This window comes from Streptomyces sp. NPDC005533, assembly GCF_042871845.1.
Lineage (GTDB): Bacteria > Actinomycetota > Actinomycetes > Streptomycetales > Streptomycetaceae > Streptomyces.
Genome location: NZ_JBIAJH010000014.1, coordinates 124,928 through 150,765 on the forward strand (window position 1 = coordinate 124,928; position 25,838 = coordinate 150,765).

Annotated in this window: 23 protein-coding genes; 5 read left to right on the forward strand and 18 right to left on the reverse strand. The window is 73.2% G+C overall.

Annotation, left to right across the window (positions count from 1 at the left end; translation table 11 throughout):
• The first annotated feature begins 73 nt into the window (after positions 1–73).
• Positions 74–571: a MarR family winged helix-turn-helix transcriptional regulator gene (locus ACFYP3_RS16890; RefSeq protein ID WP_388832463.1), complete on the forward strand. Its 498-nt coding sequence runs from the start codon at positions 74–76 to the stop codon at positions 569–571.
• Here the strand turns inward: ACFYP3_RS16890 and ACFYP3_RS16895 are convergent.
• The 13 genes from ACFYP3_RS16895 to rsmI all read right to left on the reverse strand — a co-directional run bounded on the left by ACFYP3_RS16895 (position 530) and on the right by rsmI (position 16,629).
• Positions 530–1,297, reverse strand: a complete 768-nt coding sequence (locus ACFYP3_RS16895) for a LuxR C-terminal-related transcriptional regulator (protein ID WP_388832466.1) — start codon at positions 1,295–1,297, stop codon at positions 530–532. The two genes, ACFYP3_RS16890 and ACFYP3_RS16895, sit on opposite strands and share 42 nt — an antisense overlap.
• Positions 1,298–1,777: 480 nt before the next feature.
• Complete coding sequence (gene galE / locus ACFYP3_RS16900; RefSeq protein WP_388832469.1) at positions 1,778–2,737, reverse strand: UDP-glucose 4-epimerase GalE; 960 nt, start codon at positions 2,735–2,737, stop codon at positions 1,778–1,780.
• A gap of 47 nt (positions 2,738–2,784) precedes the next feature.
• Positions 2,785–3,507, reverse strand: a complete 723-nt coding sequence (locus ACFYP3_RS16905; protein WP_388832651.1) for a response regulator transcription factor — start codon at positions 3,505–3,507, stop codon at positions 2,785–2,787.
• A gap of 161 nt (positions 3,508–3,668) precedes the next feature.
• Complete coding sequence (locus tag ACFYP3_RS16910) at positions 3,669–5,396, reverse strand: PQQ-binding-like beta-propeller repeat protein (protein ID WP_388832471.1); 1,728 nt, start codon at positions 5,394–5,396, stop codon at positions 3,669–3,671.
• Between the two features lie 43 nt (positions 5,397–5,439).
• Positions 5,440–7,083: a PQQ-binding-like beta-propeller repeat protein gene (locus ACFYP3_RS16915; protein ID WP_388832474.1), complete on the reverse strand. Its 1,644-nt coding sequence runs from the start codon at positions 7,081–7,083 to the stop codon at positions 5,440–5,442.
• 154 nt (positions 7,084–7,237) lie between these two features.
• The gene (locus ACFYP3_RS16920) at positions 7,238–9,046 is read right to left on the reverse strand and encodes an ABC-F family ATP-binding cassette domain-containing protein (RefSeq protein ID WP_388832477.1); all 1,809 of its coding nucleotides are present in this window, start codon (positions 9,044–9,046) and stop codon (positions 7,238–7,240) included.
• 53 nt (positions 9,047–9,099) lie between these two features.
• Positions 9,100–10,455, reverse strand: a complete 1,356-nt coding sequence (locus ACFYP3_RS16925) for an acyltransferase family protein (RefSeq protein ID WP_388832480.1) — start codon at positions 10,453–10,455, stop codon at positions 9,100–9,102.
• A gap of 121 nt (positions 10,456–10,576) precedes the next feature.
• Complete coding sequence (locus tag ACFYP3_RS16930; protein WP_388832483.1) at positions 10,577–11,488, reverse strand: 4-(cytidine 5'-diphospho)-2-C-methyl-D-erythritol kinase; 912 nt, start codon at positions 11,486–11,488, stop codon at positions 10,577–10,579.
• Positions 11,485–12,405, reverse strand: a complete 921-nt coding sequence (gene rsmA / locus ACFYP3_RS16935; protein ID WP_388832485.1) for a 16S rRNA (adenine(1518)-N(6)/adenine(1519)-N(6))-dimethyltransferase RsmA — start codon at positions 12,403–12,405, stop codon at positions 11,485–11,487. The genes ACFYP3_RS16930 and rsmA overlap by 4 nt, the downstream gene beginning before the upstream one ends.
• A complete protein-coding gene (locus ACFYP3_RS16940) occupies positions 12,402–14,018 on the reverse strand; it encodes a ubiquitin-like domain-containing protein (RefSeq protein WP_388832488.1) in 1,617 nt (538 codons plus the stop codon). The genes rsmA and ACFYP3_RS16940 overlap by 4 nt, the downstream gene beginning before the upstream one ends.
• Before the next feature lie 136 nt (positions 14,019–14,154).
• Positions 14,155–15,042, reverse strand: coding sequence for a TatD family hydrolase (locus ACFYP3_RS16945; RefSeq protein WP_388832491.1), 888 nt, complete (start codon positions 15,040–15,042; stop codon positions 14,155–14,157).
• Positions 15,043–15,052: 10 nt separating this feature from the next.
• Positions 15,053–15,550 (reverse strand): hypothetical protein, encoded by a 498-nt coding sequence (locus ACFYP3_RS16950; protein ID WP_388832494.1) that lies wholly within the window; start codon positions 15,548–15,550, stop codon positions 15,053–15,055.
• 161 nt (positions 15,551–15,711) lie between these two features.
• The gene (gene rsmI, locus ACFYP3_RS16955) at positions 15,712–16,629 is read right to left on the reverse strand and encodes a 16S rRNA (cytidine(1402)-2'-O)-methyltransferase (protein WP_388832497.1); all 918 of its coding nucleotides are present in this window, start codon (positions 16,627–16,629) and stop codon (positions 15,712–15,714) included.
• Positions 16,630–16,718: 89 nt separating this feature from the next.
• On the opposite strand from rsmI, the gene ACFYP3_RS16960 reads away from it, so the two are divergent.
• Positions 16,719–18,488 carry a dolichyl-phosphate-mannose--protein mannosyltransferase gene (locus tag ACFYP3_RS16960; protein WP_388832500.1) on the forward strand — a complete coding sequence of 590 codons (1,770 nt, stop codon included), beginning with the start codon at positions 16,719–16,721 and terminating at the stop codon, positions 18,486–18,488.
• A gap of 596 nt (positions 18,489–19,084) precedes the next feature.
• Positions 19,085–19,408 carry a hypothetical protein gene (locus tag ACFYP3_RS16965; RefSeq protein WP_388832503.1) on the forward strand — a complete coding sequence of 108 codons (324 nt, stop codon included), beginning with the start codon at positions 19,085–19,087 and terminating at the stop codon, positions 19,406–19,408.
• Positions 19,409–19,425: 17 nt separating this feature from the next.
• Here the strand turns inward: ACFYP3_RS16965 and ACFYP3_RS16970 are convergent, their stop codons facing one another.
• A complete protein-coding gene (locus tag ACFYP3_RS16970; protein WP_388832505.1) occupies positions 19,426–19,692 on the reverse strand; it encodes a hypothetical protein in 267 nt (88 codons plus the stop codon).
• Positions 19,693–19,862: 170 nt separating this feature from the next.
• A complete protein-coding gene (locus tag ACFYP3_RS16975; protein WP_388832508.1) occupies positions 19,863–20,534 on the reverse strand; it encodes a histone deacetylase in 672 nt (223 codons plus the stop codon).
• A gap of 140 nt (positions 20,535–20,674) precedes the next feature.
• Here ACFYP3_RS16975 and ACFYP3_RS16980 point away from each other — a divergent pair, with 140 nt between their 5' ends.
• On the forward strand, positions 20,675–22,300 hold the full coding sequence (locus ACFYP3_RS16980; protein WP_388832511.1) for a penicillin-binding transpeptidase domain-containing protein: 1,626 nt from the start codon (positions 20,675–20,677) through the stop codon (positions 22,298–22,300).
• Between the two features lie 357 nt (positions 22,301–22,657).
• Complete coding sequence (locus ACFYP3_RS16985) at positions 22,658–23,152, forward strand: YbaK/EbsC family protein (RefSeq protein WP_388832514.1); 495 nt, start codon at positions 22,658–22,660, stop codon at positions 23,150–23,152.
• Here ACFYP3_RS16985 and ACFYP3_RS16990 read toward each other — a convergent pair.
• Genes ACFYP3_RS16990 through cbiQ form a run of 3 tightly spaced genes read right to left on the reverse strand, consistent with a single transcriptional unit; the run spans position 23,141 to position 25,837 of the window.
• A complete protein-coding gene (locus ACFYP3_RS16990; protein ID WP_388832517.1) occupies positions 23,141–24,298 on the reverse strand; it encodes a serine hydrolase domain-containing protein in 1,158 nt (385 codons plus the stop codon). The two genes, ACFYP3_RS16985 and ACFYP3_RS16990, sit on opposite strands and share 12 nt — an antisense overlap.
• 28 nt (positions 24,299–24,326) lie before the next feature.
• Complete coding sequence (locus ACFYP3_RS16995) at positions 24,327–25,088, reverse strand: energy-coupling factor ABC transporter ATP-binding protein (protein ID WP_388832520.1); 762 nt, start codon at positions 25,086–25,088, stop codon at positions 24,327–24,329.
• Entirely contained in the window at positions 25,076–25,837 is a 762-nt protein-coding gene (cbiQ, locus tag ACFYP3_RS17000; RefSeq protein WP_388832523.1) for a cobalt ECF transporter T component CbiQ, read from the reverse strand. The genes ACFYP3_RS16995 and cbiQ overlap by 13 nt, the downstream gene beginning before the upstream one ends.
• Between the last annotated feature and the right edge of the window lies 1 nt (position 25,838).

Sequence of the window (25,838 nt, forward strand, 5' to 3'; positions counted from 1 at the left end):
TGTCAAGATACTCGTGGTCAAGATACTCGGTGTGAAGAGACTTCACATCGACAGACCCCTTACACTGATCGGCATGGAGGACGAGGTCGACCGACTGGTGGCGGCATGGCGGCGGGAGCGCCCTGACCTCGACGTGGAACCGCTCGAGGTACTGAGCCGCGTCAGCAGGCTCGCGCGCCACCTCGACCGCGCCCGCCGGCTGGCCTTCTCCGAGCACGGCCTGGAGCCGTGGGAGTTCGACGTCCTGACGTCCCTGCGCCGGGCCGGCGCGCCCTACCAGCTCTCCCCCGGCCAGCTCCTGACCCAGACCCTGGTCACCTCCGGCACCATGACCAACCGCATCGACCGGCTCGCCAAGAAGGGCCTCGTCGAGCGGCTCCCGGACCCCAGCGACCGCCGCGGCGTCCTGGTGCGGCTCACCCCCGAGGGCCGGGACCGTGCGGACCAGGCCCTCGCCGGGCTGCTGGCGCAGGAGCGGGCGATCCTGGCCCAGCTCTCGCACAACCAGCGCGGTGATCTCGCCGGGCTGCTACGCCAGTTGACCGCTCCGTTCGACAACATCCCCGGCTAGGTCCGCCGGTCGTACGCCGGCCCGCCGGGCCAGCGCCACCGCCGCCAGCGTGGAGTGCACGCCGAGCTTGCCGAGCACGTTCTGCATGTGCGTGCGGACGGTGTGCGGCGACAGGAAGAGGCGCGCGGCCACGTCCTTGCGGCCCAGCCCCGCCACCATGCAGCGCAGCACCTCGTGTTCGCGCGGGGTGAGCGACTCCACGAGCCGTTCGCTGTCCGTGCGGTGCTTGCGCGCCGCGGTCAACTCCCGGAGCACTCCGGTCAGCAGCGCGGGCGGCAGGTGGGTCTCCTCGCGCAGCACCCCGCGGATGACGGCCAGCAGTCGCGAGAGCGAGCAGTCCTTCGCCACCCAGCCCGAGGCCCCGGCCTGCAGCGCGTGCGCGGCGCGGCGGGGGTCGTCGCGCTCGGCGAGCACGACCGTACGGACCCCGGGGTGGGTCACCCGCACCCCGGCGACCAGCGCGATCCCGTCCGAGCCGGGCGGCGGTGGCCCCGAGCCCGGCTCCCGCTGGGCGGGCAAGGCCCCGGCGACCGCGCCGAGGTCGGCGTCGACCAGCAGGACGTCGAAGCGGCGGCCCTCGGCCACCGCCCGTTCGAGGCAGCGCAGGGCGGCGGGGCCGCTGCCGGCCGCGGACACGTCCACGTCCGGCTCGGCCGCGAGCGCGGCTGCGAGCGATTCGGCGAAGATGCGGTGATCGTCGACGACGAGAACCCGGATACGAACCACAAAACCCCCAAGGGTAGGGGAACGGACGACGGCGGGTACGGCGCCCGGACCGGGTGATCCGCAGCTGCCCCGGCCGCCGCCGTGACACCTCTGCACTACCCCGGACCGGACGTCGTACCCGACTTGTCTCGACCCCTGAATCAACACCGGCCCCCACCGGTGTCACGCATCAGCGTAGGGCCCGACGCCGCTCGCGGTTGGCCGAATAGCAGAAGTTTTCCCCGCGATTTTCCGGCGCATGCGTTCCGAACCACCTTGGGCGTGGCTGGAAATCACCTCTACCACCGGTCCGGATGGCGGCTTCCGTACCGGCGCGTGCCACGGGCAGTTGCACGGTGGGCCATTCACCCGGCGTGTGCACGCCGGGCGCCCGCGCACTGCGCCCGGCGGCAGCGCACGGCCCGCACGCACACGCCCCCCGCACCGGACGAGGTGCGGGGGGCGCGCAGGACAGCGGTGTTCTTGTCGGATGCCCGTGGGTCAGGCGGTGTGCGTGCGCGCGAAGTTCCACGCGTCCGTGATGATGCCGGTCAGGTCCGAGCGGCTCGGGGTCCAGCCGAGGCGCTCGTGCGCCGTGCGGGCGGACGCGACCAGCATCGCGGGGTCGCCGGCCCGGCGCGGGGCGACGACCTCGGGGATCTCCCGCCCGGTGACCTTGCGGACCGTCTCGACGACCTCGCGGACCGAGAACCCGCTGCCGTTGCCCAGGTTGCAGATCAGGTGCTCCCCGTCGGCGGCGACCCGCAGGGCGGCCAGGTGGGCCTCCGCCAGGTCGGCGACGTGGATGTAGTCGCGCACGCAGGTGCCGTCCGGGGTCGGGTAGTCCTCGCCGAACACCGAGATCGACTCGCGCTCGCCCAGCGCGACCTGGAGGACCAGCGGGATCAGGTGCGTCTCGGGCGTGTGCCGCTCGCCGAACTCCCCGTAGGCCCCGGCCACGTTGAAGTAGCGCAGGGACACCGCGGCCAGGCCGTGCGCCACGCACTCCCCCGCGATCATGTGGTCGACGGCCAGCTTCGAGGCGCCGTACGGGTTGGTCGGCGCGGTCACCGAGGCCTCGGTGAGCAGGCCCTCCGTCGGCTCCCCGTAGGTCGCGGCGGTGGAGGAGAACACCAGCTTGCGCACGCCCGCCCCGCGCATCGCGCCGAGCAGGGCGAGCGTGCCGCCGACGTTGTTCTCCCAGTACTTGCCCGGGTTCACCACGGACTCGCCGACCTGCGAGGAGGCCGCGAAGTGCAGCACCGCCTCGTAGGAGGAGTCCAGGTACAGGGCGGCGTCCTGGATGCGGCCCTCGATGAAGGCGGCGCCCGCCGGGACGCCGACGCGGAATCCGGTGCTGAGGTCGTCGAGGACGGTGACCTCGTGGCCGGCCTCCAGGAGGTGGGCCGCGACCACGCTGCCGACGTATCCGGCGCCACCGGTTACCAGGTACTTGCTCACTCGCCTACTGCCTCTCGCGCGGGAGCACGCGCGGGAGGCTGCGCGTGCTAGGACACTGGCTTACCCGATTCGACGCCCGCGGGGAAATCGGCGGCGGACGGCCGCACCGGCAGTGCCCGGTCCAGCAGGCCGGTACGGGCGGCCAGCGCGGCCGCCTCCAGCCGCGATCCCACGCCCAGCTTCATCAGCACCCGCTGCACGTGCGTACGGGCGGTGCTCGGGGCGATCTCCATGCCCGCGGCGATCAGCCGGGTGTCCTCGCCCTCGGCGACCCGCACCAGCACCTCCACCTCGCGCGGGGTGAGCAGCCGCAGCAGCCGGCTGCCCTCGTCGTCGGGCTGCGCGGCCGGGTTCAGGAGCTCCGCGAAGGCCCCCTGCAACAGCTGTGGGGCGATCGCCACCTCACCCGCCCGCGCCTTGGCCAGCGCCCGCTCCACGCCCTCGATGCGCTCGTCGTGGCGTACGTATCCTGAGGCTCCGGCGGCGAAGGCGGCCGCGATCCCGCGCGGGCTCGGCACCGGGCCGAGGACGACGACGGCGATCTGCGGGCGCTCCCGCCTGATGCGGGCCACGGGCTCGAAGACCCCGGCCTCGGCCGGACTCGCCGTCCCGAACAGGCAGACCTCGGGGGCGCGTCCGATGACCAGCTCGGCGGCGCCCGCCGCCGGGGCCGCGGCCGCCAGGACCCGGTGGCCGCGCAGTTTCAGGGCAGAGGCCAGCGCCTCGGCCAGCAGCCGGTGCTCGTCGACCACCACGACCCGTACGCCCATTGCGGGACCCACCCCCCACCCTTCTGACCCGGCAAGCTACACGCTTGTTCGACGGTGCGCGGGGGTTACCGCGCAGAAGCCCCCGGAAGGCGGACCTTCCGGGGGCTCCCGGGGCTTGCGGCGGCTCGCCGCCGCTCGCGGCGCGGCGCGGCGCGCGCGGATCAGCTCGCGGTGAAGGAGGTGAAGAGGAACTCCGGGTCGGACGTGGCGGAGTACGGCTTCTTGACCGAGGTGCGGGCGAGGAACAGCTTGCCGTTGCCGTAGCGGTACTCGTGGTAGTTGGGCGAGTAGGCCGTCTCGATGCGCTGGGTCGTCTTGTCCGACGGGTTCTCCATCAGGACGGTTTCCTTCATCGTCTTGCCGTCGATGCTGACGACCTGGCCGCCCTTGTCGTACGGGGGCTCCTTGTAGGCGATGACGTTCGACCCGTCCATGCGCAGCGGGTACAGCTTGTACCGCTCGCCCGCGTCGGCGCGGTCGGTGGTCTGCTTGCCGGTCTCCAGGTCGAAGGAGAGCAGCTCGTTGGTCTTGCCGTAGGGGTCCTTGCCCTGGTGTTCGTAGGACGGCAGGTAGAGCTTGCCGTTGCCGACGATCATCCCGGAGCACCGCTCGACCTCGGTGTGGCACTCGCCGCCGAAGGTGCCGGAGGAGAGCGAGATGTGCGTCTTCAGCTGGCCCCCGCCGTCGATGACGAAGAGGTCGCTGACGCCGCTGGCGTTCTTGGCGGTCTTGCCGACGTCGGCGGAGACGATCAGGGGCTTGGTGGAGACGATGCCGGCGGTCTCGATGCCCGCGGAGAGCTTGTACGAGTACTGCGGCGCTCCGGTGTTCGGGTCGAGGGCCTGCGCGTACAGGGTCTGGTTGGAGCTCTGGCCGCACCTGCGGATCACGGCGAGGGCCTCGCCGCCGCCGTAGCCGACGTCGCGGCAGCCTTCGCCGTCGACCTTGGGCAGCCACAGGGACTTGCCGTCGGCGAGGCTCCAGGCGGCACCGCCCGAGGGGCCGCCGGCGGCGACCGTCTGCCCGCTGACGGTGACCTCGTAGTAGGACACGGGCTTGTCGCCGCTGGTGGCGCCCTTGGCCTGGCCGGTCCAGAGGAGCTTGCCGGCGGCCAGGTCGATGACGCCGACCTCGGTGCACGACGGGTACTTGACCTCGGGGGTGGGCTTCGCGGGCCGGAAGATCACCGCGGTCTTGTTGTCGGTGACGTGCCGGGACGCGCCGCAGAGCTCACCGGGGAGGGGGACCTCCCACTTCTTGCCGCCGTCGACGAGGTTGTATCCGACGATCTTGTACACGTCGGACTTGACGTAGGTGGAGTCGGTCAGCCAGGACCCGGGGACCTGGACCATGTCGTCGGGCGTCGGGCTCGGCTGGTTGACCAGCACCTTCGACTTGACGTTGGAGGGCACCTTCTCGCTGCCGCCGGCACCGGGCTGGGACTTGTCGTCCCCCGGCTTGGCGGGACCGCTGTCCGCGGTGTCCTTCCTGCCGCCGTCGCCGTCACCGGAGGCGTACCAGAGGCCGCCGCCGACGATGAGGACGATGGCCAGCAGGGCCGCGCCGACGATCATCAGCTGCGTGCGCTTGTCGTTGCCGCCACCGCCCGGGCCCTGGGCGGCGGGCGCCGGGGCGCCGTAGGGCGGCGGGGTGCCGGGAGCGCCGAACGGCGGCGGGGTGCCGGGCTGCTGCGGGTAGCCGTAGCCGGGGCCGGTCTGCGGGTAGCCGTACGCGGGCGGCGCGCCGGCCGGCGGCTGCGCGGGCGGTCCGGCGGGCGGGGCGGGCGGTCCGGCGGGCGGCGTGGGTGCGCCGAATCCGCCCGGCGGCGGGTCCTGCGGCGCGCCGAAGCCGCCGGACGGCGGCTGGCTGGGGGGCGGCGGGGTACTCATGGGTTGCTCTTGCCTCTCACTGGGCTGCTCGTTGGACGCGTTGTCACTTGCCGAAGACCATCAGGAGCTTCTCGTCCGTGCCCTTGGCCTGCAGGCGGGACGTGGAGATGAAGAACCGCCCGTCCACGTAGTCGAGCTTCGGGGTGCGGAAGGAGCTCTCGATCGGTGCGGCGGGGCCCGACGGGTGGCGCAGGAGTGCGGTGGGGGTGCCGCCACCGGCCGGGATGGAGATGACCTCGCCGCCCTGTTCCTCCTCGGCCTTGCGGTAGGCGATCAGCTGCCCGTTGGCGGCCTTGAGCGGGGTGAGGGTGCGCTTGTCGCCGGCCGGGGTGCGCCACTTGACCTTGCCGGTGGCCAGCTCGAAGGCGACGATCTCGTTGGCCTTGCCGGCCTCGGCCGCGGTGGGCAGGTAGAGGGTGCCGGAGTCGACGACGGCCGAGGAGCAGGTCGTCAGGGCCCGGAAGAGGCCGGTGTCGCCGCAGCCGACGGCGAAGCTGCCCTCTCCGGCGAGGGTGGCGGTCTGCTTCCCGTCGGGTCCCAGGACCACGATGGAGCGCTGCTTGGCCTCCTCGTTGCCGATGTCGAGGACGAGCGGGTCCACCGAGTAGATGCTGGTGACCTTGTACTTCTTGGGGAGGCGGAAGGCCCAGGCCTTCTGACCGGTGACGGGGTCGACCCCGTGGACCTCGGCGCTGGCGTCGGCGTCGCTGCACGTGGCCAGGGCGATCATCTTGCCGTTGCCGGCTTCGTAGCCGTCGGGCTTGCAGCCCGTTCCCAGGGCGCTCCCGAAGAGCTTGTCACCGTTGCTGATCCTGAAGGCGCTGGCGGTGCCGCCGCGGCTGACGGCGACGGTGTCACCGGTGAGGGCCAGGGTGGGGCTGGTGAAGATGTCGAAGAGCCCTTCCTTGGGCACCTCCTTCGACCAGACCTCCTTGCCGGTCTTGAGGTCGACCACGCGCATCTGGGTGCAGGAGGAGTTCTCCCCCTCGCCGTCGCGGTACATGACGACCGTCTTGCCCTCGGGGGTGGTGTCCCGGGCGACGGAGCAGATCGCGGCCGGGAAGGCGAGCGTCCACTTCTCCTTGCCGTCGGTGACCGCGTAGCCGTTGAGGGACTTCCAGACGCTCTTGACGACGGTGTCGCCGACGACCCACTGGGCCGCGGATTCGACACCCATGCCGGGACCGTCGACCTTCGCCGTCTTGAACCACAGGACCTTGTCCTCGCCCTGCTTGCGGCCGGAGTTGAGGTCCGGCCCCTGGGCGCCGGCGCCGGTGCCGTTGCCGTCGCCCTTGTCCACGGAAGGCGAGCCGGAGGGCTTGGCGTCGGTGGACTCCTGCGCGACGGGCGGCTTCGGGTCCTCGTCGGACCCGGAGAAGCCGACGTAGCCGACGACGGCCACGGCGAGGACGACCGCGGCGGCCGAGGCGGCGATCAGCACGGTCCGCTTCTTCTTCGGCGGCGTGCCGGGGCCGGCCGGCGCACCGGGCGGGCCGGGCGGCGGCGGGTAGCCGTAACCCGGCGGCTGCTGCTGGACGGTGGGCGGCTGCTGCGCGTACGGGGCCTGCTGGGCGTACGGGTTCGCGCCCTGCGCCGGGTAGCCGTACCCCTGCTGCGGCGGGCCGGGCAGGTGACCGTAACCGGAGGGAGTCGGTGGCTGGTTCGGCGGCTGGGGCGGCTCGGTCATCAGCGCACGCTTTCGGCTTCGGCGGGTCGGGGAGGATGACCTTTCTATCACTGACGGCCTTCGAACACGGGGCCGGTCCGCCCCCTGTTCCCAAGGGAGGACCGGCCCGTGACGCCGTCGTTATCCCGCCGGCCGGCCCGGCGGGTGGGGGGATCTAGGCCTCCTCGGCCAGCTCCAGCCAGCGCATCTCCAAATCGTCGCGGTCCGCGAGCAGTTCGCGCAGCTCCGCGTCGAGCTTGGCCACCTTGTCGTAGTCGGTGGAGTGCTCGGCGATCTGGGCGTGCAGGTTGCCCTCGCGGTCGGCGAGCTTGTTCAGCTGCCGCTCGATCTTCTGGAGCTCCTTCTTCGCGGCGCGGGAGTCCACCGAGGCGGCGGTCTTCGCGGCCGCGGCGGCGGTGGCGGGGACGGCTGCCGGGGCGGCCGCCTCGATCATCTTCCGGCGGCGCTCCAGGTACTCGTCCAGGCCGCGCGGCAGCATCCGCAGGCTCGCGTCGCCGAGCAGCGCCATCACCGTGTCGGTGGTGCGCTCGATGAAGAACCGGTCGTGGGAGATCACGATCATCGAGCCGGGCCAGCCGTCGAGGAGGTCCTCCAGCTGGGTCAGGGTCTCGATGTCGAGGTCGTTGGTGGGCTCGTCGAGGAAGAGGACGTTGGGCTCGTCCATCAGCAGGCGCAGGATCTGCAGCCGGCGCCGCTCACCACCGGAGAGGTCGCCGACCGGCGTCCACTGCTTCTCCTTGGTGAAGCCGAACTGCTCGCACAGCTGGCCCGCCGTCATCTCGCGGCCCTTGCCGAGGTCGACGCGGTCGCGGACGCGCTGCACGGCCTCCAGGACCCGCAGGGACGGGTCGAGTTCGCCGACCTCCTGCGAGAGGTAGGCCAGCTTGACGGTCTTGCCGACGGTGATCTTCCCGGCGGCGGGCTGGACGTCGCCCTGGGTGCGGGCGGCCTCGGCCAGCGCGCGCAGCAGGGAGGTCTTGCCGGCGCCGTTGACGCCGACGAGGCCCACGCGGTCGCCGGGGCCCAGGTGCCAGGTGAGGTGCTTGAGCAGTTCCTTGGGGCCGGCGTGCACGCTGACGTCCTCGAGGTCGAAGACCGTCTTGCCGAGGCGGGCGTTGGCGAAGCGCATCAGCTCGCTGGTGTCGCGCGGCGGCGGCACGTCGGCGATCAGCTCGTTGGCGGCCTCGATGCGGTAGCGCGGCTTGGAGGTCCGGGCGGGGGCGCCGCGGCGCAGCCAGGCCAGCTCCTTGCGCATCAGGTTCTGCCGCTTGGACTCCTCGGTGGCGGCGATGCGGTCGCGCTCGGCGCGGGCGAAGACGTAGTCGCTGTAGCCGCCCTCGTACTCGTGCACGTCTCCGCGCTGCACGTCCCACATGCGGGTGCAGACCTGGTCGAGGAACCAGCGGTCGTGGGTGACGCAGACGAGCGCGGAGCGGCGCTCCTGGAGGTGCTGGGCCAGCCAGGAGATGCCCTCGACGTCGAGGTGGTTGGTGGGCTCGTCGAGGATCAGCAGGTCCTGGTCGGCGATGAGCAGCTTGGCGAGGGCGATGCGGCGACGCTCGCCGCCGGAGAGCGGGCCGATGACGGTGTCGAGGCCCTGGCCGAAGCCGGGCAGGTCGAGGCCGCCGAAGAGTCCGGTGAGCACGTCGCGGATCTTGGCGTTGCCGGCCCACTCGTGGTCGGCCATGTCCCGGATGATCTCGTGCCGGATGGTGGCCGTGGGATCGAGGGAGTCGTGCTGGGTGAGGACGCCCATGCGCAGACCACCGGACTGGGTGACCCGGCCGGTGTCGGGCTCCTCCAGCTTGGCGAGCATGCGGATGAGGGTGGTCTTGCCGTCGCCGTTGCGGCCGACGACGCCGATCCGGTCCCCCTCGGACACGCCGAGGGAGATGCTGTCCAGCAGGGTACGTGTGCCGTACACCTTGCTGACTGCCTCGACATTGACCAGATTGACGGCCATCAGACGCGCTCCAGGTGGGGTACCCCCGGACGGACTCTGGGGGAGGGTGTGGATCAGCCCCCCAGCGTAACGGTCCGCGCCGGGGCTGACCGTTCCACGAGCAGGGCGCCCGCGAGGGCCATCCCGATGGCGACCGGTGCGGTGACCGGGAAGGCGATCAGGGTGGCGCTGTGGCCGTCGAGCAGACCGCCGAGCCCGGTCATGGAAAGGCCCAGGATGCCGAGCAGGCACAGGGTGATGCCGAGGGCGGCGACGAGGCCGCCGGCGCCGCCCGCCGCGGCGGTGCGCGACTCGGCCGGGGCGGCAGGGGCGGCCGGGGCGGCCTCGAAGCGGCGGAACAGCGCGACGAAGGCGGCCGTCAGGGCGCTCGCGGCCAGGATCCGGACGGGGACCTGCGCCCACCAGGCGGCGCCGGCCGGGGCCGGCAGGTCCACGCCGAGGGCGAGCTGGGCCCCGTACACGCCGAGCATGGCGGTGAGGTGCCACAGGAAGGCGGTCATGGCGACGCCGTTGGCGGCGACCACCGCGCGCCAGACCCGGGGCCGTTCCAGCCGGACGGCCGCGGGCCGGGCGAGCAGCTGGACGGCGCCCACGAGCCACATGCCGTGCGCGAGCAGCGCGAGGGTGGGCGGCGCCATGTTGGACACCTTCTCGCCGGGCATCCCCACCATGGACAGCGGGTACGGGCCGTACGCCACCAGGAGGACGGCCCCGGCCAGACCCGCGGCGGCGAGCAGCGCCGGCCGGCGGATCCGGCCGTCGGCCCGCAGGAAGCCGAGCTGGTGGACGGCGAGCCAGACGAGGGCGAAGTTCAGGAACTCCACGTAGGGCACGCCGCACGCGAAGCGCAGTACGTCGACCAGCGCGGCCGCCCCGGTGAGCGCGGCAAAGGCGGCCCAGCCGTGACGCTCGTGCAGCTTCAGCAGGGGCGGGGTGAAGGCGACCATCGCCAGGTAGATGCCGATGAACCACAGCGGCTGCGTGACCATCCGCAGCGCGGCCCCGGTCAGCCGCCCGCCGCCGTGCCCGGCGAGCTGCACGGCGAGCGCGGCGGCGGCCCACACCAGGACGAAGACGAGGGTCGGGCGCAACAGCCGCCGGAGCCGGGCCCGGAGGAAGGCGGCGTAGAGGGAGGCCCCGGGATCGTTGCGGCGGGCCAGGGAGCGGTAGCACAGGGCGTGCGAGAACCCGCCGACGAAGAAGAACACCGGCATGACCTGGAGCGCCCAGGTGAGCAACTGGAGGCCGGGCACGACGGCGAGCAGGTTCCCTATCCCGTCACCGCTGACGGCGGCCATCAGCCAGTGCCCGGCGATGACGGTGCCGAGCGAGGCGACGCGCAGCAGGTCGACGTACCGGTCCCGGCCGGGTGGGGTGGCGAGGGCGAGATCGCGTGCGCTGGCTGTCATGCCCCTACGGTCGCCCGCGGCGCGCGGGCCGCGACAGGGCGCGGATACTCAACTCCCGCATAGGTACCTGGCCTCCGCACCGGGGCTCCGCCGCCCCGGACCCCGGCAGCGGTCCGCAGGGTCAGGACGGCAGGACGGTGGCGCCCGGCGCCGGGGAGCTCGCCACGCGGGTGGCACGGCAGGTGCCCGAGGCGTCCAGCGCGGCAGCGACCTTGGCGGCCGCCTCCTGGTCCGCGACCAGGAACGCCGTCGTCGGGCCCGAGCCGGAGACCAGCGCGGTGAGCGCACCACCCTCGACGCCCGCGGCCAGCGTCGCGGCCAGGGACGGCCGCAGCGACAGGGCCGCCGGCTGCAGGTCGTTGCTCAGCGCGGCTCCCAGCGCCCCCGCGTCCCCGGAGGCCAGGGCCGCCAGCAGTGCCGGGGAGGCTTCGGGGGCCGGGACCACCGCGTCGGCGGTGAGCCGGTCGAACTCGCGGAACACCGCCGGGGTGGACAGCCCCCCGTCGGCCACCGCGAACACCCAGTGGAACGCCCCGGCGGCCACCGGGGTGAGCAGCTCGCCGCGGCCCGTGCCGAGCGCGGCCCCGCCGACGAGGCTGAAGGGGACGTCGCTGCCGAGCTCCGCGCAGATAGCGAGGAGTTCGGCGCGCGGTGTGTCCAGGCCCCACAGGGTGTCGCAGGCCAGCAGGGCCGCCGCACCGTCCGCGCTGCCGCCCGCCATGCCGCCCGCCACCGGGATGTTCTTCGCGATGTGGAGGTGGACGGCGGGCTCGATGCCGTGGCGGGCCGCGAGGATCTCGGCGGCCCGCGCCGCGAGGTTGGTGCGGTCCAGGGGGACCTGGTCGGCGTCGGGGCCCGCGCAGGTCACCGTTAGCGTGTCGGCCGGGGTGGCCGTGACCTCGTCGAACAGGGACACGGCGAGGAAGACGTTGGCCAGGTCGTGGAAGCCGTCGGGCCGGGCCGGGCCCACCGCCAGCTGCACGTTGACCTTCGCGGGGACCCGTACGGTCACACCCGTCGTGCGCGCGCTCACAGTGCGGGCCTCTGCGCCGCGGGCTTGTGCTCGGCGATCGCGGCGAACTCCTCCACCGTCAGGGACTCGCCGCGGGCCTGCGGCGAGACGCCGGCGGCGACCAGCGCGGACTCGGCGCCCGCCGCCGAGCCGGCCCAGCCGGCCAGCGCGGCGCGCAGCGTCTTGCGGCGCTGCGCGAATGCGGCGTCGACGACCGCGAAGACCTCCGCCTTGGTGGCGGTGGTCTTGATCGGTTCGGTGCGCCGCACCAGCGAGACGAGACCGGAGTCGACGTTCGGGGCGGGCCAGAACACCTTGCGGCCGATGGCGCCGGCGCGCTTGACGTGCGCGTACCAGTTGGCCTTGACGGAGGGGACCCCGTAGACCTTGTTGCCCGGCTCGGCGGCCAGCCGGTCGGCGACCTCCGCCTGCACCATCACGAGGGTCCGCTCGATGGTGGGGAAGCGGTCGAGCATGGTCAGCAGGACGGGCACGGCGACGTTGTACGGCAGGTTCGCGACGAGCGCGGTCGGCGGCGGACCGGGCAGTTCGGTGACGAGCATCGCGTCGGAGTGGACCAGCGCGAAGCGGTCCTTCTTCGCCGGGATGCGGGCCTCGATGGTGGCGGGCAGCGCGGCCGCCAGGATGTCGTCGATCTCGACGGCGACGACCCGGTCGGCGGCCTCCAGCAGCGCGAGCGTCAGCGAGCCCAGTCCCGGGCCGACCTCGACGACCACGTCGTCCGGGCGGACTTCGGCGGTCCGCACGATCCGGCGGACCGTGTTGGCGTCGATGACGAAGTTCTGCCCTTTCTGCTTCGTCGGGCGTACGCCGAGGGCTGCGGCCAGCTCCCGGATGTCGGCCGGCCCGAGGAGGGCGTCGGGCGTGCCGGGGGTACTGGAGGAGGGGTTCTCGGGCTGCTGCTCTGCGGTGCTCACCGGTAAAGCCTACGGCCGCAGTGGGGCCAGGGACTCGCCCCCCGCTGCACGTAGAGCTTCTTGGCCCGGTAGGTCTGTTCCGTGCCCGAGGCGTCCTGGGGTCGGCCGCTGCCGCCGAGGCCCTGCCAGGTGCGGACGTCGAACTGGTAGAGGCCGCCGTACGTTCCCGAGGCGTCGGTGGCCGAGGGGCGGCCGCCGGACTCGCACTGGGCGAGGGCCGCCCAGTCGAGGCCGTCTGCGCCGGCGACGGAGCTGGGCAGCGGTTTGGTGCCGACCTTGACGAGCTGGGTGACGGGCTCGCGGACGACCTCGTCGGCGATGGCGCGGGGCGTCTGGCGGACCCCGTTGACCGTGCGCAGGGCGTAGGTGACCCGGCGGGCCCCGGGCCGGCCGGCGCGTTCGACGACCTCGGTGCCGGCGAACAGGTCGGGGTCGTCCACCTTCTCGGTCTCGAACGGGATGCGTTCCTCGCGGACCTCCCGGGTGCCGGTGATGCGGAGCACGGTCACGGTCTGCCCGTCGCGCGGGAACGCGGTGAGGGGTACGGAGGTGGTGTCCTGGCCCTGGAGGGTGATGCCGGCCTGGTCGAGGGCCTCCTGGACGGTGGCGGCGTTGGTGCGGATGGTGCGTTCGCGGCCGTCGGCCATGAAGGTGACGCTGCGTTCGGTGCGGACGCTCAGGGCGAGGCCGGCGCGCGGGACGGGCGCGGTGCGGGGGGCGGAGAGGTAGGCGCCTTCGGCGCGGATGCCGAACTGGCGCAGCGCGCCCTCGACGGTGCGGGCGGTGGTCCACACCTGGCGCTGCTGCCCGTCGAGGGTCAGGCGCAGGGGGCGGCCGTAGCGGACGACGATCTCCTCGCCGTCTTCGAGGGGTTCGCCGGGGGCGGGGGCGACGAGGTCGTGGGGGCCGACGCCGAGGCCTTCGGCGGCGAGCAGTTCGTCGACGTCGTCGGCGAAGGTGTGCAGGTTCCTCGGGACTCCGTCCACGGTGAGCCGTACGGACTTGTCGGCGGCGACGAACGCGGTCGTGCCGCCGGCGAGGAAGGCGACGACCAGGGCCTGCGGAACGATCCGCCGCCAGTTCCCGCCGGGTGCGGCGGGGGCGCTGCGGGCGGCGCGGCGGCGGCCGGTGCCGGGTGGCGGGGCGGGGGCGTCGGCGGGTGCGCCGCGGCCGCGGGCGCGCCGGCCCGGCCCGGGGACCGCCGGGGCGGCGGGAGCGGCGGGAGGGGCGGGGGCGGGTGCCAGGGCGGCGGCGGCCGGGGCCGCGGCCCGGCGGCGGCCCGGGCCGGGGGCGGCCAGGGTGTCGGCCTCGGAGAGCCTGGCCAGGTCGGCCAGTTCGGCGAGCTCCTCCAGTGCGGCCAGCCCGGCCGGCGCGCCCGGTTCGGCGCGTCCGGCCGGATCGGCGCCGTGGAGGCCGGGCCCGGTGGCCGTGTCGGCGGCGCGGCGGCGGCGCCCCGCCCGGCGGCTGCCGGGGCGCGGGGCGGGGACTCCCGGGTCGGGGTCCCGGAGCGTGGCCCCGGGATCCCCCGTACCGGCCGTCCAGACCCGGGGCTCGGCCCCGTACGCCTCCGGGACGGGACCGCCACGGCGGTGACTGCCCTGCGTATCGCTCACGACGCTCGCTCCACTGGTGATACGGCACCCCGGTTCGGGCACGGCACCCTAGCGGAGGAGTCGTCACGCTCCAAAGTCGTACGGATACCCAGCGTGTCGGAGCGGGGGTGGCGGGACGGCGGTGGAGCGGCCCGGATCAGTAGGCGAAGGCGCGCGCCGTGTTGGCGGCCAGCGCGGTGGCCATCGCGTCCTCGTCGATGCCGCGGACCGCGGCCATCGCCCGTACCGTCAGCGGAATGAGGTACGGCGCGTTCGGCCGTCCGCGGTAGGGCGCCGGGGTCAGGTAGGGCGCGTCGGTCTCGACGAGTACGAGCTCCAGCGGGGCCACGGCCAGCGCCTCGCGCAGCGGGGCGGCGTTCTTGAAGGTGACGGTCCCGGCGAAGGACATGTAGTACCCGGCGGCGGCGCACTCGCGGGCCATGTCGGCGTCCCCGGAGTAGCAGTGGAAGACGGTCCGCTCCGGGGCGCCCTCCTCGCGCAGGACGCGCAGCACGTCCGCGTGGGCCTCGCGGTCGTGGATGACGAGTGCCTTGTTCTGCCGCTTGGCGATCTCGATGTGGGCGCGGAAGGAGCGCTCCTGCGCGGCCATGCCCTCCGGGCCGGTGCGGAAGTAGTCGAGGCCGGTCTCGCCGACCGCCTTCACGTGGTCGAGGGCGGCCAGCGCCTCGATCTCGGCGAGCGCCTCGTCGAGGGCGCTCTCGCCGCCGCCGGCCCGGGCGCCCTGCCGCGACCAGCCTTCGGGGTCGCCGAGGACGATCCGGGGGGCTTCGTTCGGGTGAAGGGCGACGGCGGCGTGGACGTTCTCGTACGCGGCTGCGGTCTCGGCGGCCCACCGGGAGCCCTTCACGTCGCAGCCGACCTGGACGACGGTGCTCACGCCGACCGCGGCGGCCTTCGCGAGGCCCTCCTCGACGGTGCCCGCCTGCATGTCGAGGTGGGTGTGCGAGTCGGCCACCGCCACCCGGAGGGGCTCGGGCAGCGGGGGCGGTGCGTCCTTGGAGGCGGAGGAAGGGCTGGGGCTCATACGGCCGATCTTATGACCGCCGGAAGAAGCCCATCAGGCGGGAGAGCCGGCCCCGGCGCTCCCGGGCCTGGTCGACGGCGACGGGTCCGGGCGAATCGTGCGTGCCCTTGCGGGGCTTCGGGGTCCGGGGGACGTTCGCCCCGGCCGGCACCGGTCCGGCGATCCCGGGGGCGATGCGGTGGTGGTAGAGGTGGTCGATCATGCCGAGCACCGAGGAGACCTGGCCCGCGCGCATGATCCGTACGACGTGTCCGCCGCAGTTCATGCACGTCGGGTTGGACAGCGGGGAGGGCACCCGCTCGCTGTTGACCGTGTACATGATGAACGGCTCGCCCCTGCCGTCGACGTGGTGCTCGATGGCGTAGGCCTGCTCCCAGGCGTACCCGCACCTCATGCAGGCGAAGGAGTAGGCCTCGTGCACGGTGTGCACGTCGGGGCGGGAGGCGGCGGGGACTGCGGTGGGGACCGCGGCGGGGACGGGTACCGGGGTGTCAGCGATCTCACTCATGCCAGCTCCTCTTGTTCCACTGGTGCCATTGCCAGTGGACGCCTCTTCGGGCGGGAGCGCATCAGGCCCTGTCCAGTGTTGGACGGTCTTTGGGCGAGTCCATGCCCAAAGCGCCCGGTGCCCGGTCTGAGCTTTGCTTTTCAGGTTAGCTCTTTACCGACTTACGGCATCTTCTGTGCCGCATTCTTTGCCGCGACCACGGCGTCGAACACCTCGCGCTTGGGTACCCCGGCCTCGGCCGCGACCGCCGCGATGGCCTCCTTGCGACGCTCCCCCGCCTCCTCGCGCACCTGCACCCGGCGCACCAGCTCCTCGGCGTCCACGTCACCGGGCCCGGCGGCCGGGGCGCCCTCCACGACGACGGTGATCTCCCCGCGCACCCCTTCGGCGGCCCAGGCCGCGAGCTCGCCGAGCCCGCCGCGCTTGACCTCCTCGTACGTCTTCGTCAGCTCGCGGCAGACCGCGGCCCGCCGCCCGGCGCCGAAGACCTCGGCCATCGCGGCGAGGGTGTCGTCGAGCCGGTGCGGGGCCTCGAAGTAGACGAGGGTGCGCCGCTCGGCCTCGACCTCGCGCAGCCGGCCCAGGCGCTCGCCGGCCTTGCGCGGCAGGAACCCCTCGAAGCAGAACCGGTCCACGGGCAGCCCGGACAGGGCGAGCGCGGTGAGCACCGCGGACGGCCCGGGGACGGCGGTGACCCTGATGTCCTTCTCCACGGCGGCGGCGACCAGCCGGTAGCCCGGGTCGGAGACCGAGGGCATGCCGGCGTCGGTCACGAGCAGGACGCGCGCGCCGCCGGCCAGCGCCTCGACCAGCTCGGGGGTGCGCGCCGACTCGTTGCCCTCGAAGTACGACAGGACACGCCCGGTGGTGTGGACGCCGAGGCCCTGCGTCAGCCGGCGCAGCCGCCGGGTGTCCTCGGCGGCGATCACGTCGGCCCGCTCCAGCTCGGCCGCGAGGCGCGGCGGGGCGTCGGCGAGGTCGCCGATGGGGGTGCCGGCGAGGACGAGCGTGCCCGTCGGGCCTTCGGCCGCGGCGGCGCGGGGGGTGGGCTGGGAACCGCGGGGCTGGTCGTTTGTCACCCGCCCATCCTCTCAGTCCCGCGCCCCGCCGGTCCCCGTCAGGCCCCGGCCACTGGGGCGTACACGGTTCTCTTCCCTACGATGTGCCGGTGACCAGTACCGCGACGCCGTCGCCCAGCCCCGCGGGGGCCCCTGCCGCCCCGCCGGCGGGGCGCGAAGAAGAGCCGCCCACCTGGCTGCGCCGGCTGCGCGGCTTCGGCTACGTGCCGGCCGCCGCCGCGTCACCGCGCGCGGACGTCCGCACCCGGCTGGTGCCGCCGTACGCCAGGCCGTCCCGGCAGCTGTGGCTGACCTTCGGTCTGCCGCCGCAGGTGTGGGGGACCTGGCAGCGCATCGTCGGGTGGCTGGGGCCGCTGCTGGTGGCCCTGGTCGCCGGGGTGCTGCGGTTCGTGCACCTGGGCAGCCCGAAGGCGGTGATATTCGATGAGACGTACTACGCGAAGGACGCGTGGGCCACGGTCCGGCAGGGCTACGAGGCGAGCTGGCCCAAGGACATCGACTCGTCGATCCTCGCCAACCCGGACGGGGTCGCGCTGCCGGTGGACCCGGGCTACGTGGTGCACCCGCCGGTGGGCAAGTGGGTGATCGGGCTCGGCGAGTGGATGTTCGGCTTCACGCCCTTCGGCTGGCGGTTCATGACCGCCGTGCTCGGCACCCTGTCGGTGCTGATGCTGTGCCGGATCGGGCGGCGCCTCTTCCGTTCGACGTTCCTGGGCTGTCTGGCGGGCACGCTGCTCGCGGTGGACGGTCTGCACCTGGTGATGAGCCGCACCGCGCTGCTGGACCTGGTGCTGATGTTCTTCGTGCTCGCCGCGTTCGGGGCGCTGCTCATCGACCGGGACCGGGTCCGGCTCAGACTCGCGGACGCGCTGCCCGTCGATCCGGAGGGCCGCACCCGGCCCGACATGAAGGTCGCCGAGACGCTGCGGCTGGGCTGGCGGCCGTACCGGATCCTGGCCGGCGTCTGCCTGGGCCTGGCCGCGGGCACGAAGTGGAACGGCTTCGTCGTCCTGGCCTTCTTCGGGGTCCTCACCGTGCTGTGGGACGCCGCCGCGCGCCGCACCGCGGGCGCGGGGGCGCCGTACGCGGCGATGATGCGGCGCGACGCGCTGCCGGCCTTCGTGTCGACGGTGCCGGTCGCGATCGTGACGTACCTCGCCTCGTGGTCGGGCTGGATCTTCAGCCCGGACAACGGCAAGGGCGGCTATCTGCGCGACTGGGCGGCCAAGAACGACCAGCACAGCGCGCTGTCGTTCCTGCCGGAGTGGCTGCGCAGCCTGTGGCACTACGAGACCGAGGTGTACCGGTTCCACGTCGGGCTGACCTCGGGGCACACCTACGAGTCGAACCCGTGGAGCTGGCTGGTCCTGGGCCGGCCCGTCTCCTACTTCTACGAGTCCCCCGCGCCCGGCACCGACGGCTGCCCGGCGACCGAGGCGGGCAAGTGCGCCCGCGAGGTGCTGGCGCTGGGCACCCCGCTGCTGTGGTGGGCGGGCTGCTTCGCGCTGCTGTACGTGCTGTGGCGGTGGTTCTTCCGCCGTGACTGGCGGGCGGGTGCGATCGCGTGCGCGGTGGGCGCGGGTCTGCTGCCCTGGTTCAACTACCAGGAGCGGACGATCTTCTACTTCTACGCGGTGGTCTTCGTCCCGTACCTGTGCCTGGCGGTGGCGATGATGATCGGCGCCCTACTGGGCCCGGCGGGCTCGTCCGAACGCCGGCGGGCGCTCGGCGCGATCGGCGCGGGCGTGCTGGTCCTGCTGATCGTGTGGAACTTCATCTACTTCTGGCCGATCTACACGGGCCAGACCCTCCCGATGGACTCCTGGCGCGGCCGCATGTGGCTGGACAGCTGGGTCTAGCAGCCCAACCGACGGGCCCGGCACCTTCTGGCGCCGGGCCCGTCGTCGTTGCCGCCGGTGGTCGCCGGCCGTCCCGGGCTGCCCCTCGGCGGCCCACCGACGGCCCAGACAGCCGGTTAATTCCAGCAACCAATGACCTCCGACATCAGGTAGCCCCCGAGGGCTGTTCCGGCGCCGTACGCGATCCCTTTGAACACCACGCGCTGCCCGCCCCGGATCCTGCTCCCGATCATCACCCAGCGCTGTCGCACCCAGAGCCGGACCGTCCTGAGCATGAGCTCGCTCCTCAATGGCACGGACCATCCGCGCCGTTCTCACCTTCGGACGAGTCCCTGACACCGCGGGCGAAGTGAGTTCGGTTCGGGCGAACTTCGGTTCGCCGGCGGACAAACCTGAAACGATCCGGGAAGGGGTCTGGTGTGTTCCCGGGAGGAGAAAACGGCGTGGACAGTCCACCTGTGCGGCGCGGAACGGGCACGAAAGCGCGGGAAGACCTTCGCCGCGCGCTTCGTTGGCTCCGCCGACGCTGCGGCGATCCTTCCCTCTCGGAGATCGGCCAGCGGTGCAATCTGTCACAGACGACCGTGCATCGAATCATGACAGAGCCACAGAAACAGCGACGAGACCACCTGAAGAATGTCATCTGGGGTCTGGCATCTTTCGACCATGACGTCGATCCAGCCCAGGAGTTCGTGTTCTTCAAACGGCTCTGGGCACTGGCCTCAGCGGAGGAGGACGGAGAAGAGCCCGGCCCGGAACCTGCCTACGTTTCCGACACCTCGCAACAGGCCCGCTCGACGAACCTGCCGGCTCGGCCAACCCTCCGCCCAGATCAGAGGGGCATGGACGTCGAGGAGGATGGCTATTTCGTCTGGGCAGTGAACCCAGGAACACAGTCATCGCCCGACGAGGGTTGTTAGACCTGGGCCAGTCGGTGCTACTTCGGGGCGACCTGGCAGGCGTTGGCCGCGTCCTTCTTGGAGACTCCGGCCGCGTCGAGGCTGGCGCTGCAGCTGGTCTGGTTGCCGATCTGGCCCTCGTAGCAGGCCTGCCGGACATCGTCCGTGACCTGCACGTTCTTCTGTTCGAGGGACTGCTCGCAGGCCTTGCCGTCCGCGTGGGCGGCTGGGGCGACGAAGACGGCGCCGCCGACGGCGAGCGCGAGGCCGGCGAGGAGGCCGGGGATACGGGCGGACGGACGCATGCGCTGCACCTGCTCTCTCGGTCGGTCGCGCGATCGGCGGGTGCGCCGGACCACGGGCGGGGGTGGAGGCGAAGAGCGGGCACTCGGAGGGGCGACCGTACTCGACGCGGCGGTCACCCTCGCCCTTTCGACGCTAGAGCACGGCCTCGGGCCGCGCACGCCCGCGTACGTCAGGTCAGGAGGGCCGCGATCCGGTCCGCGCTCCAGTGGCCGGCCGCGCCGGGGCAGCGGGCGAGGTAGTCGGCGACGGAGCGGGCGTCCCAGGCCCCGGACTCCAGCAGCCCGGCCGCCAGGTGCGTGACGTACGGGGCGGCGGGGCTGACCCACTCCACCTCGTGCATGGCCCAGGGCGCGGTGAAGGTCAGCACCGGGATGCCGTCCAGGGCGCCGGAGCAGATCAGCGTCTCGTACCGGCCGGGGCCCAGCTCGTCGCGTCCGGTGCGCAGGACGCGGGTGAGGTCGACGTCGGCGTCGGCGCCGGGCTCCCGGTACATCTCCTGGGCGGCGATGTCGGAGAACTGCTGGGCGGTGACCAGGTGGGCCCGGCCGCGGGTGCGGCCCGGCGCCGTCGGGTCGTAGAACCCGCGGCCGCCCGTCCAGACGAGGGACTCGGTGGCGAAGTACAGGCTTCCGGGCAGTTCCACGGCCACCGAGCGGGCCGGCGCGCGGGGGTCGCGGCATCCGGGCTGGCTGCGGGCGCCGCCCGCGGGGGTGCCGCCGGCGAGGTAGCAGGCCAGCCGGCCGCGGTGCATGTTCGAGCCGTAGGAGGTGTACCAGATCCGCTCGGGAGGCGGTCCGCCGGTGCGGAGCGCCTCCACTGTCGTGGGCCTCGTCGTGGTCATCAGTTCGTACAACGGTCTTCGCAGACGCGATGTTCCGGTCCGGTAACAACGCCCGGAACGCTTCGCTCCGCAGCGTAAGGTCCACACCAAGGGTTCTTTGAACATGTTCAGAGAACCGTGGCTCCTGGGGAGGGGACGCAGTGAACGGGGCAGCGAAGGGTGCCATCGTCGGCGGGGTGTTCCTCGCGATGCTCGGCGGCGCCGGGTACGGGGTGTACGCCCTGGTCGGGGACAGCGGCGGGGCGAAGGACGGCGGCACCTCCGTCCAGGCCGAGAAGGGCAGCGGTCCGGTCGGCGCGAAGGAGACCGCCGCGACCGCAAAGGCCTTCCTGGCCGCGTGGGCCGCCGGGGACGAGCGGGTGGCCGCCGAACTGACGAACAACGCGGCGGCCGCGCAGAGCGCCGTCGGCGACTTCAGGACCAAGGCGTACGTCTCGAAGGCCGTGATCACCCCCGGCCCGCCGAACGGCACCACCGTCCCCTTCAAGGTCGAGGCCGAGATCACCTACGAGGGCACCACCAAGCCGCTGGCCTACGACTCCCAGCTGACGGTGGTGCGCGGGGTGACCAGCGGGAAGCCGCTGGTCGACTGGCAGCCGTCGGTGATCCACCCGCAGCTCCAGAAGGACGAGAGGCTGCGCGCGGGCGCGGCGGCGAACCCGCCGGTCAAGGCCGTCGACCGCAACGGCGAGGAGCTGACCCCGGAGAAGTACCCCTCGCTGCGGCAGATCCTCGACGAGCTGCGGCAGAACTACGGCGGCAAGACGGGCGGCAGGCCGGGCGCGGAGGTGTGGATCGAGCCGGCCCTCAAGGAGTCCCCCAAGCGGACCCTGCTGACCCTGGTCGAGGGCGAGCCGAGCACCCTCAAGACGTACCTGGACGCGACGGCGCAGGCGGCGGCCGAGCAGGCGGTCGCCAAGTACCCGGAGGCCTCCGTGGTCGCCGTCCAGCCGAGCAACGGGCACATCCTGGCCGTCGCCAACCACCGCACGGACGGGTTCAACGCGGCGATGCGGGGGGCCAGGGCTCCGGGCTCCACGATGAAGATCGTGACGGCCGCCATGCTGATCGACCGCGGACTGGTCGCGGCCGACAAGCCGGCGCAGTGCACGAAGGACGTGCGCTGGGGCGGGCGCACCTTCCACAACCTGGACAACTTCGAGCTGCCGGACGCCAACTTCGCGACGAGCTTCGCCAGGTCCTGCAACACCGCCTTCATCAAGCCGGTCGCGCAGGTGCACGACGACGCGGCGCTCTCGAAGGAGGCCAACCAGGTCTTCGGCATCGACCTGGACTGGCGGACGGGCGTCCAGTCCGTCGACGGCACGGTCCCGACGGCGACGGGCGCGGAGGAGGCCGCCGGCTACATCGGGCAGGGCAGGATCACCATGAACCCGCTGAACATCGCGTCCGTCACCGCGACCGCGCGCACCGGCGTGTTCCGCCAGCCGCTGCTGGTCTCGCCGGAGCTCGACGGTCGGAAGATCGCGACGGCGGAGCGGCGGATGAAGCCCTCGGTGCAGCAGCAGCTGGTGTCGATGATGCGACAGACGGCGACCGCCGGCACCGCCGAGAAGGTCATGCGGTCGGTCGGCGGCGACAAGGGCGCGAAGACGGGCTCGGCGGAGGTCGACGGCGCCGGCAACCCGGACAGCTGGTTCACGGGCTACAGCGGCGACGTGGCCGCGGCCGCGATGGTCGAGGGCGGCGGCCACGGCGGCGACGCGGCGGGCCCGATCGTCGCGCAGGTCCTGAAAGCCGGCTGACCGCCGCCGGACGGAGTCCGGCGCAGCGGCCCGAAGCCTGCGAGGCGCCCCGGCGCCGAGCAGCGCGAGAGCCGCGTCAAAAAGGGGCCGCGGCGGGCCCGATCGTCGCGCAGGTCCTGAAAGCCGGCTGACCGCCGCCGGACGGAGTCCGGCGCAGCGGCCCGAAGCCTGCGAGGCGCCCCGGCGCCGAGCAGCGCGAGAGCCGCGTCAAAAAGGGGCCGCGGCGGGCCCGATCGTCGCGCAGGTCCTGAAAGCCGGCTGACCGCCGCCGGACGGAGTCCGGCGCAGCGGCCCGACGGCTGGCCGCGGGGGCAAAGGGAGATGACGTCTTCGCGCGGGGGGCGCTAGCGTCCGGGCATGACGACCACCGCGCACCCCCGTTTCGCCGAGGCACTGGCCGCCCTCGGCATCGACGCCGAGGTACGGGCCTTCCCGGAGGCCACCCGGACCGCCGCCGAGGCCGCGGCCGCGATCGGCTGCGAGCTCGGCCAGATCGTCAAGTCGCTGGTCTTCGCGGCGGACGGTGTCCCCGTCCTGGTCCTGATGGACGGGGCCTCCCGCGTGGACGTCGCGGCGGTCGGCCGCGAGCTGGGCGCCACCCGGGTGACCCGGGCGGACGCGGCCGTGGTGCGGGAGACCACCGGCTACGCCATCGGCGGGGTGCCGCCCTTCGGGCACCGGACGCGCACCCGCGTGCTGGCCGACCGCGCGCTGCTGGCCCACGCCACGGTCTGGGCCGCGGCAGGGACCCCGCACACGGTGTTCCCGATGGCTCCCGACGACCTCGTCCGGCATGCCGGGGCCACCGTGGCCGACGTGCGCGAGCGGCCGTCGGAGCCGTCAGAGGGCTGAGCGCAGGGCCCGGACCAGGGCCTGGGCGCGCGGGTCGGCGGTGACCGACTTGGCCAGGGCGTTGGTGACGTAGCCGAAGCCGATGCCGGCGTCCGGGTCCGCGAAGGCCAGGGAGCCGCCGCGGCCCGGGTGCCCGAAGGAGGCCGGGGAGAGCAGCGGCGAGGCGGGGCCGTGCAGCATGTAGCCGGGGCCGAAGCGGGTGTTCACGACGAGCACCCGGTCCGGACCCGAGGAGAGCTCGCGGCCGGCCAGCGCGGTGGTGGCCGGGGTGAAGATCCGCGCGCCGTCCTCGACCACGCCGATCGTGGCCCCGTAGAAGCGGGCCAGGGCGCGGGCCGTGCCGATGCCGTTCGTGGCGGGCAGTTCGGCGGCCCGGTAGGCGGGGTCGTTCTCGTCGGGCAGCGGGTCGATGGCGCGGAAGGCGCGGCGGGTGAGGGAGTCCGGGTCGGCGTAGGCCTCGGAGACGTTGCGCCGCGGCCGGGTCCTGAGCACGCCCGCGGTGTCCGGCGGCTCCACCGGGGCCACCCGGCCCACCCGGTGCGTCTCGGTCTCCGGCAGTCCGATCCAGAAGTCGACACCGAGCGGCTCGGTCATCTCCTCCGCGAGGACGGAGCCCAGCGTGCGGCCGGTCACCCGCAGCACCAGCTCGGACAGCAGCCAGCTGTAGGTCTGCGCGTGGTAGCCGTGCTCGGTGCCCGGCTCCCAGAACGGCTGCTGCGCGGCGACGGCGTGCGCCCCGGACACGCCGTCTGCGGCCTCGGCGGCGGTCAGCCCGCGGTCGATCACCGGGACACCCGCCCGGTGCGCGAGCAGGTCGCGGACCAGGATCCGCTCCTTGCCGCCCGTCTTGAACTCCGGCCAGTACGAGCCCACCGGCGCGTCCAGGTCGAGCAGCCCGCGCTGGTGCAGCAGCAGCGGCACGGCGGCGGCCACGCCCTTGGTCGCGGAGCGGACTATCTGCGCGGTGCCCTCGGTCCAGGGTTCGGTGCCTTCGGCGTCCTTGGTGCCGCCCCACAGGTCGACGACCTTGCGGCCGTCGCGGTAGACGGCGACGGCCGCTCCGCGGTCGCCGAGCACCTCGAAGTTGCGTACGAACGCGTCCCGGACGGGCTCGAAGCCCTCCGCCACCACACCCTGGATCTCCACGAGCACTTCAACAACCGCCGGCCGGGGCTTATGCCACCGGGACCGACCGGGGGTCGAAGCCGAAGGGGAGTTCCAGCCGGTGGGCCCGCATCAGCTGTTCGTCGCACAGCAGGTCCTGCGTGCGGCCGTCCGCCGCGATGACCCCCTCGCTGAGGATCACCGCGCGCGGGCACAGTTCCAGCGCGTACGGCAGGTCGTGGGTCACCATCAGGACGGTCACGTCGAGCGAGCGCAGGATGTCGGCGAGCTCGCGGCGCGAGGCCGGGTCCAGATTGGACGAGGGCTCGTCGAGGACCAGGATCTCGGGCCGCATGGCGAGGACGGTCGCCACCGCGACCCGGCGGCGCTGGCCGAAGGACAGGTGGTGCGGGGGCCGGTCGGCGAAGTCCGCCATCCCGACCTGCTCCAGGGCGGCCCGGACCCGCTCTTCCAGCTCGGCGCCCCGCATGCCGGCCGCCGCCGGTCCGAAGGCCACGTCCTCCCGGACGGTGGGCATGAACAGCTGGTCGTCGGGGTCCTGGAAGACGATCCCGACCCGGCGTCGGATCTCGGCGAGGTGGCGCTTCTCCACGGGCAGCCCGGCGACGGTCACCGCGCCGACGCCGCCGCCCAGGATGCCGTTGAGGTGCAGCACCAGCGTGGTCTTGCCGGCGCCGTTGGGTCCGAGCAGGGCGACCCGCTCGCCGCGCCCGACGGTCAGGTCCACCCCGAAGAGGGCCTGGTGTCCGTCGGGGTAGGCGTAGGCGAGGCCGGAGACTTCCAGCGAGGGGGAGAGGTTCACAGCGTCCATCCCATCAGACAGACGGCGAGGGCCGTCACCGGGAGCACGGCCGCGTACGCCCACTGGGCGCGTGAGGCCGTGACCTCGTCGATCACCGGCATCGAGCCGGTGTAGCCGCGGCTGACCATTGCGAGGTAGACCCGCTCGCCGCGCTCGTAGGAGCGGATGAACAGCGCGCCGGCGGTCTTGGCCAGCACCCCCCAGTGCCGGATCCCGCCGGCTTCGAAGCCGCGCGAGCGGCGGGCGATCGACATCCGGCGCAGCTCGTCGGTGACCACGTCGCCGTAGCGGATCATGAAGGAGGCGATCTGGACGAGCAGGGGCGGCAGCTTCAGCCGCTGGAGGCCCAGCAGCAGGGCCCGCAGCTCGGTCGTGGAGGCCAGCAGGACGGAGGCGGCCACTCCGAGCGTGCCCTTGGCGAGGACGTTCCAGGCGCCCCACAGGCCGGAGACGCTCAGCGACATGCCGAGGACCTCCACCCGCTCGCCCTCGGCGACGAAGGGCATGAGCACGGCGAAGGCGACGAACGGGACCTCGATCAGCAGCCTGCGCAGCAGGAAGCCGGCCGGGATCCGGGCCACGGCGGCGGCCGCCGCGATGAGGACGGCGTACAGGCCGAAGGCCCACACCGCCTCACGCGGGGTGGACACGACGACCACGACGAAGGCGAAGGTCGCGGCGAGCTTGCAGTGCGGGGGCAGGTCGTGGACGGGTGTGTGCCCGTGCCGGTAGAGCTTGTGGGCGTGGCCGGCTCCCATG

Excerpts from the sequence above, each read along its gene's own strand:
- ACFYP3_RS16915 (WP_388832474.1), bottom strand. The coding sequence starts at position 7,083 with ATGACCGAGCCGCCCCAGCCGCCGAACCAGCCACCGACTCCCTCCGGT.
- ACFYP3_RS16985 (WP_388832514.1), top strand. The coding sequence starts at position 22,658 with ATGACGACCACCGCGCACCCCCGTTTCGCCGAGGCACTGGCCGCCCTC.
- ACFYP3_RS16950 (WP_388832494.1), bottom strand. The coding sequence starts at position 15,550 with ATGAGTGAGATCGCTGACACCCCGGTACCCGTCCCCGCCGCGGTCCCC.
- ACFYP3_RS16910 (WP_388832471.1), bottom strand. The coding sequence starts at position 5,396 with ATGAGTACCCCGCCGCCCCCCAGCCAGCCGCCGTCCGGCGGCTTCGGC.
- ACFYP3_RS16995 (WP_388832520.1), bottom strand. The coding sequence starts at position 25,088 with ATGGACGCTGTGAACCTCTCCCCCTCGCTGGAAGTCTCCGGCCTCGCC.
- ACFYP3_RS16965 (WP_388832503.1), top strand. The coding sequence starts at position 19,085 with ATGACAGAGCCACAGAAACAGCGACGAGACCACCTGAAGAATGTCATC.
- ACFYP3_RS16970 (WP_388832505.1), bottom strand. The coding sequence starts at position 19,692 with ATGCGTCCGTCCGCCCGTATCCCCGGCCTCCTCGCCGGCCTCGCGCTC.
- ACFYP3_RS16920 (WP_388832477.1), bottom strand. The coding sequence starts at position 9,046 with ATGGCCGTCAATCTGGTCAATGTCGAGGCAGTCAGCAAGGTGTACGGC.
- ACFYP3_RS16945 (WP_388832491.1), bottom strand. The coding sequence starts at position 15,042 with ATGAGCCCCAGCCCTTCCTCCGCCTCCAAGGACGCACCGCCCCCGCTG.
- ACFYP3_RS16905 (WP_388832651.1), bottom strand. The coding sequence starts at position 3,507 with ATGGGCGTACGGGTCGTGGTGGTCGACGAGCACCGGCTGCTGGCCGAG.
- ACFYP3_RS16890 (WP_388832463.1), top strand. The coding sequence starts at position 74 with ATGGAGGACGAGGTCGACCGACTGGTGGCGGCATGGCGGCGGGAGCGC.
- ACFYP3_RS16975 (WP_388832508.1), bottom strand. The coding sequence starts at position 20,534 with ATGACCACGACGAGGCCCACGACAGTGGAGGCGCTCCGCACCGGCGGA.
- ACFYP3_RS16925 (WP_388832480.1), bottom strand. The coding sequence starts at position 10,455 with ATGACAGCCAGCGCACGCGATCTCGCCCTCGCCACCCCACCCGGCCGG.
- cbiQ (WP_388832523.1), bottom strand. The coding sequence starts at position 25,837 with ATGGGAGCCGGCCACGCCCACAAGCTCTACCGGCACGGGCACACACCC.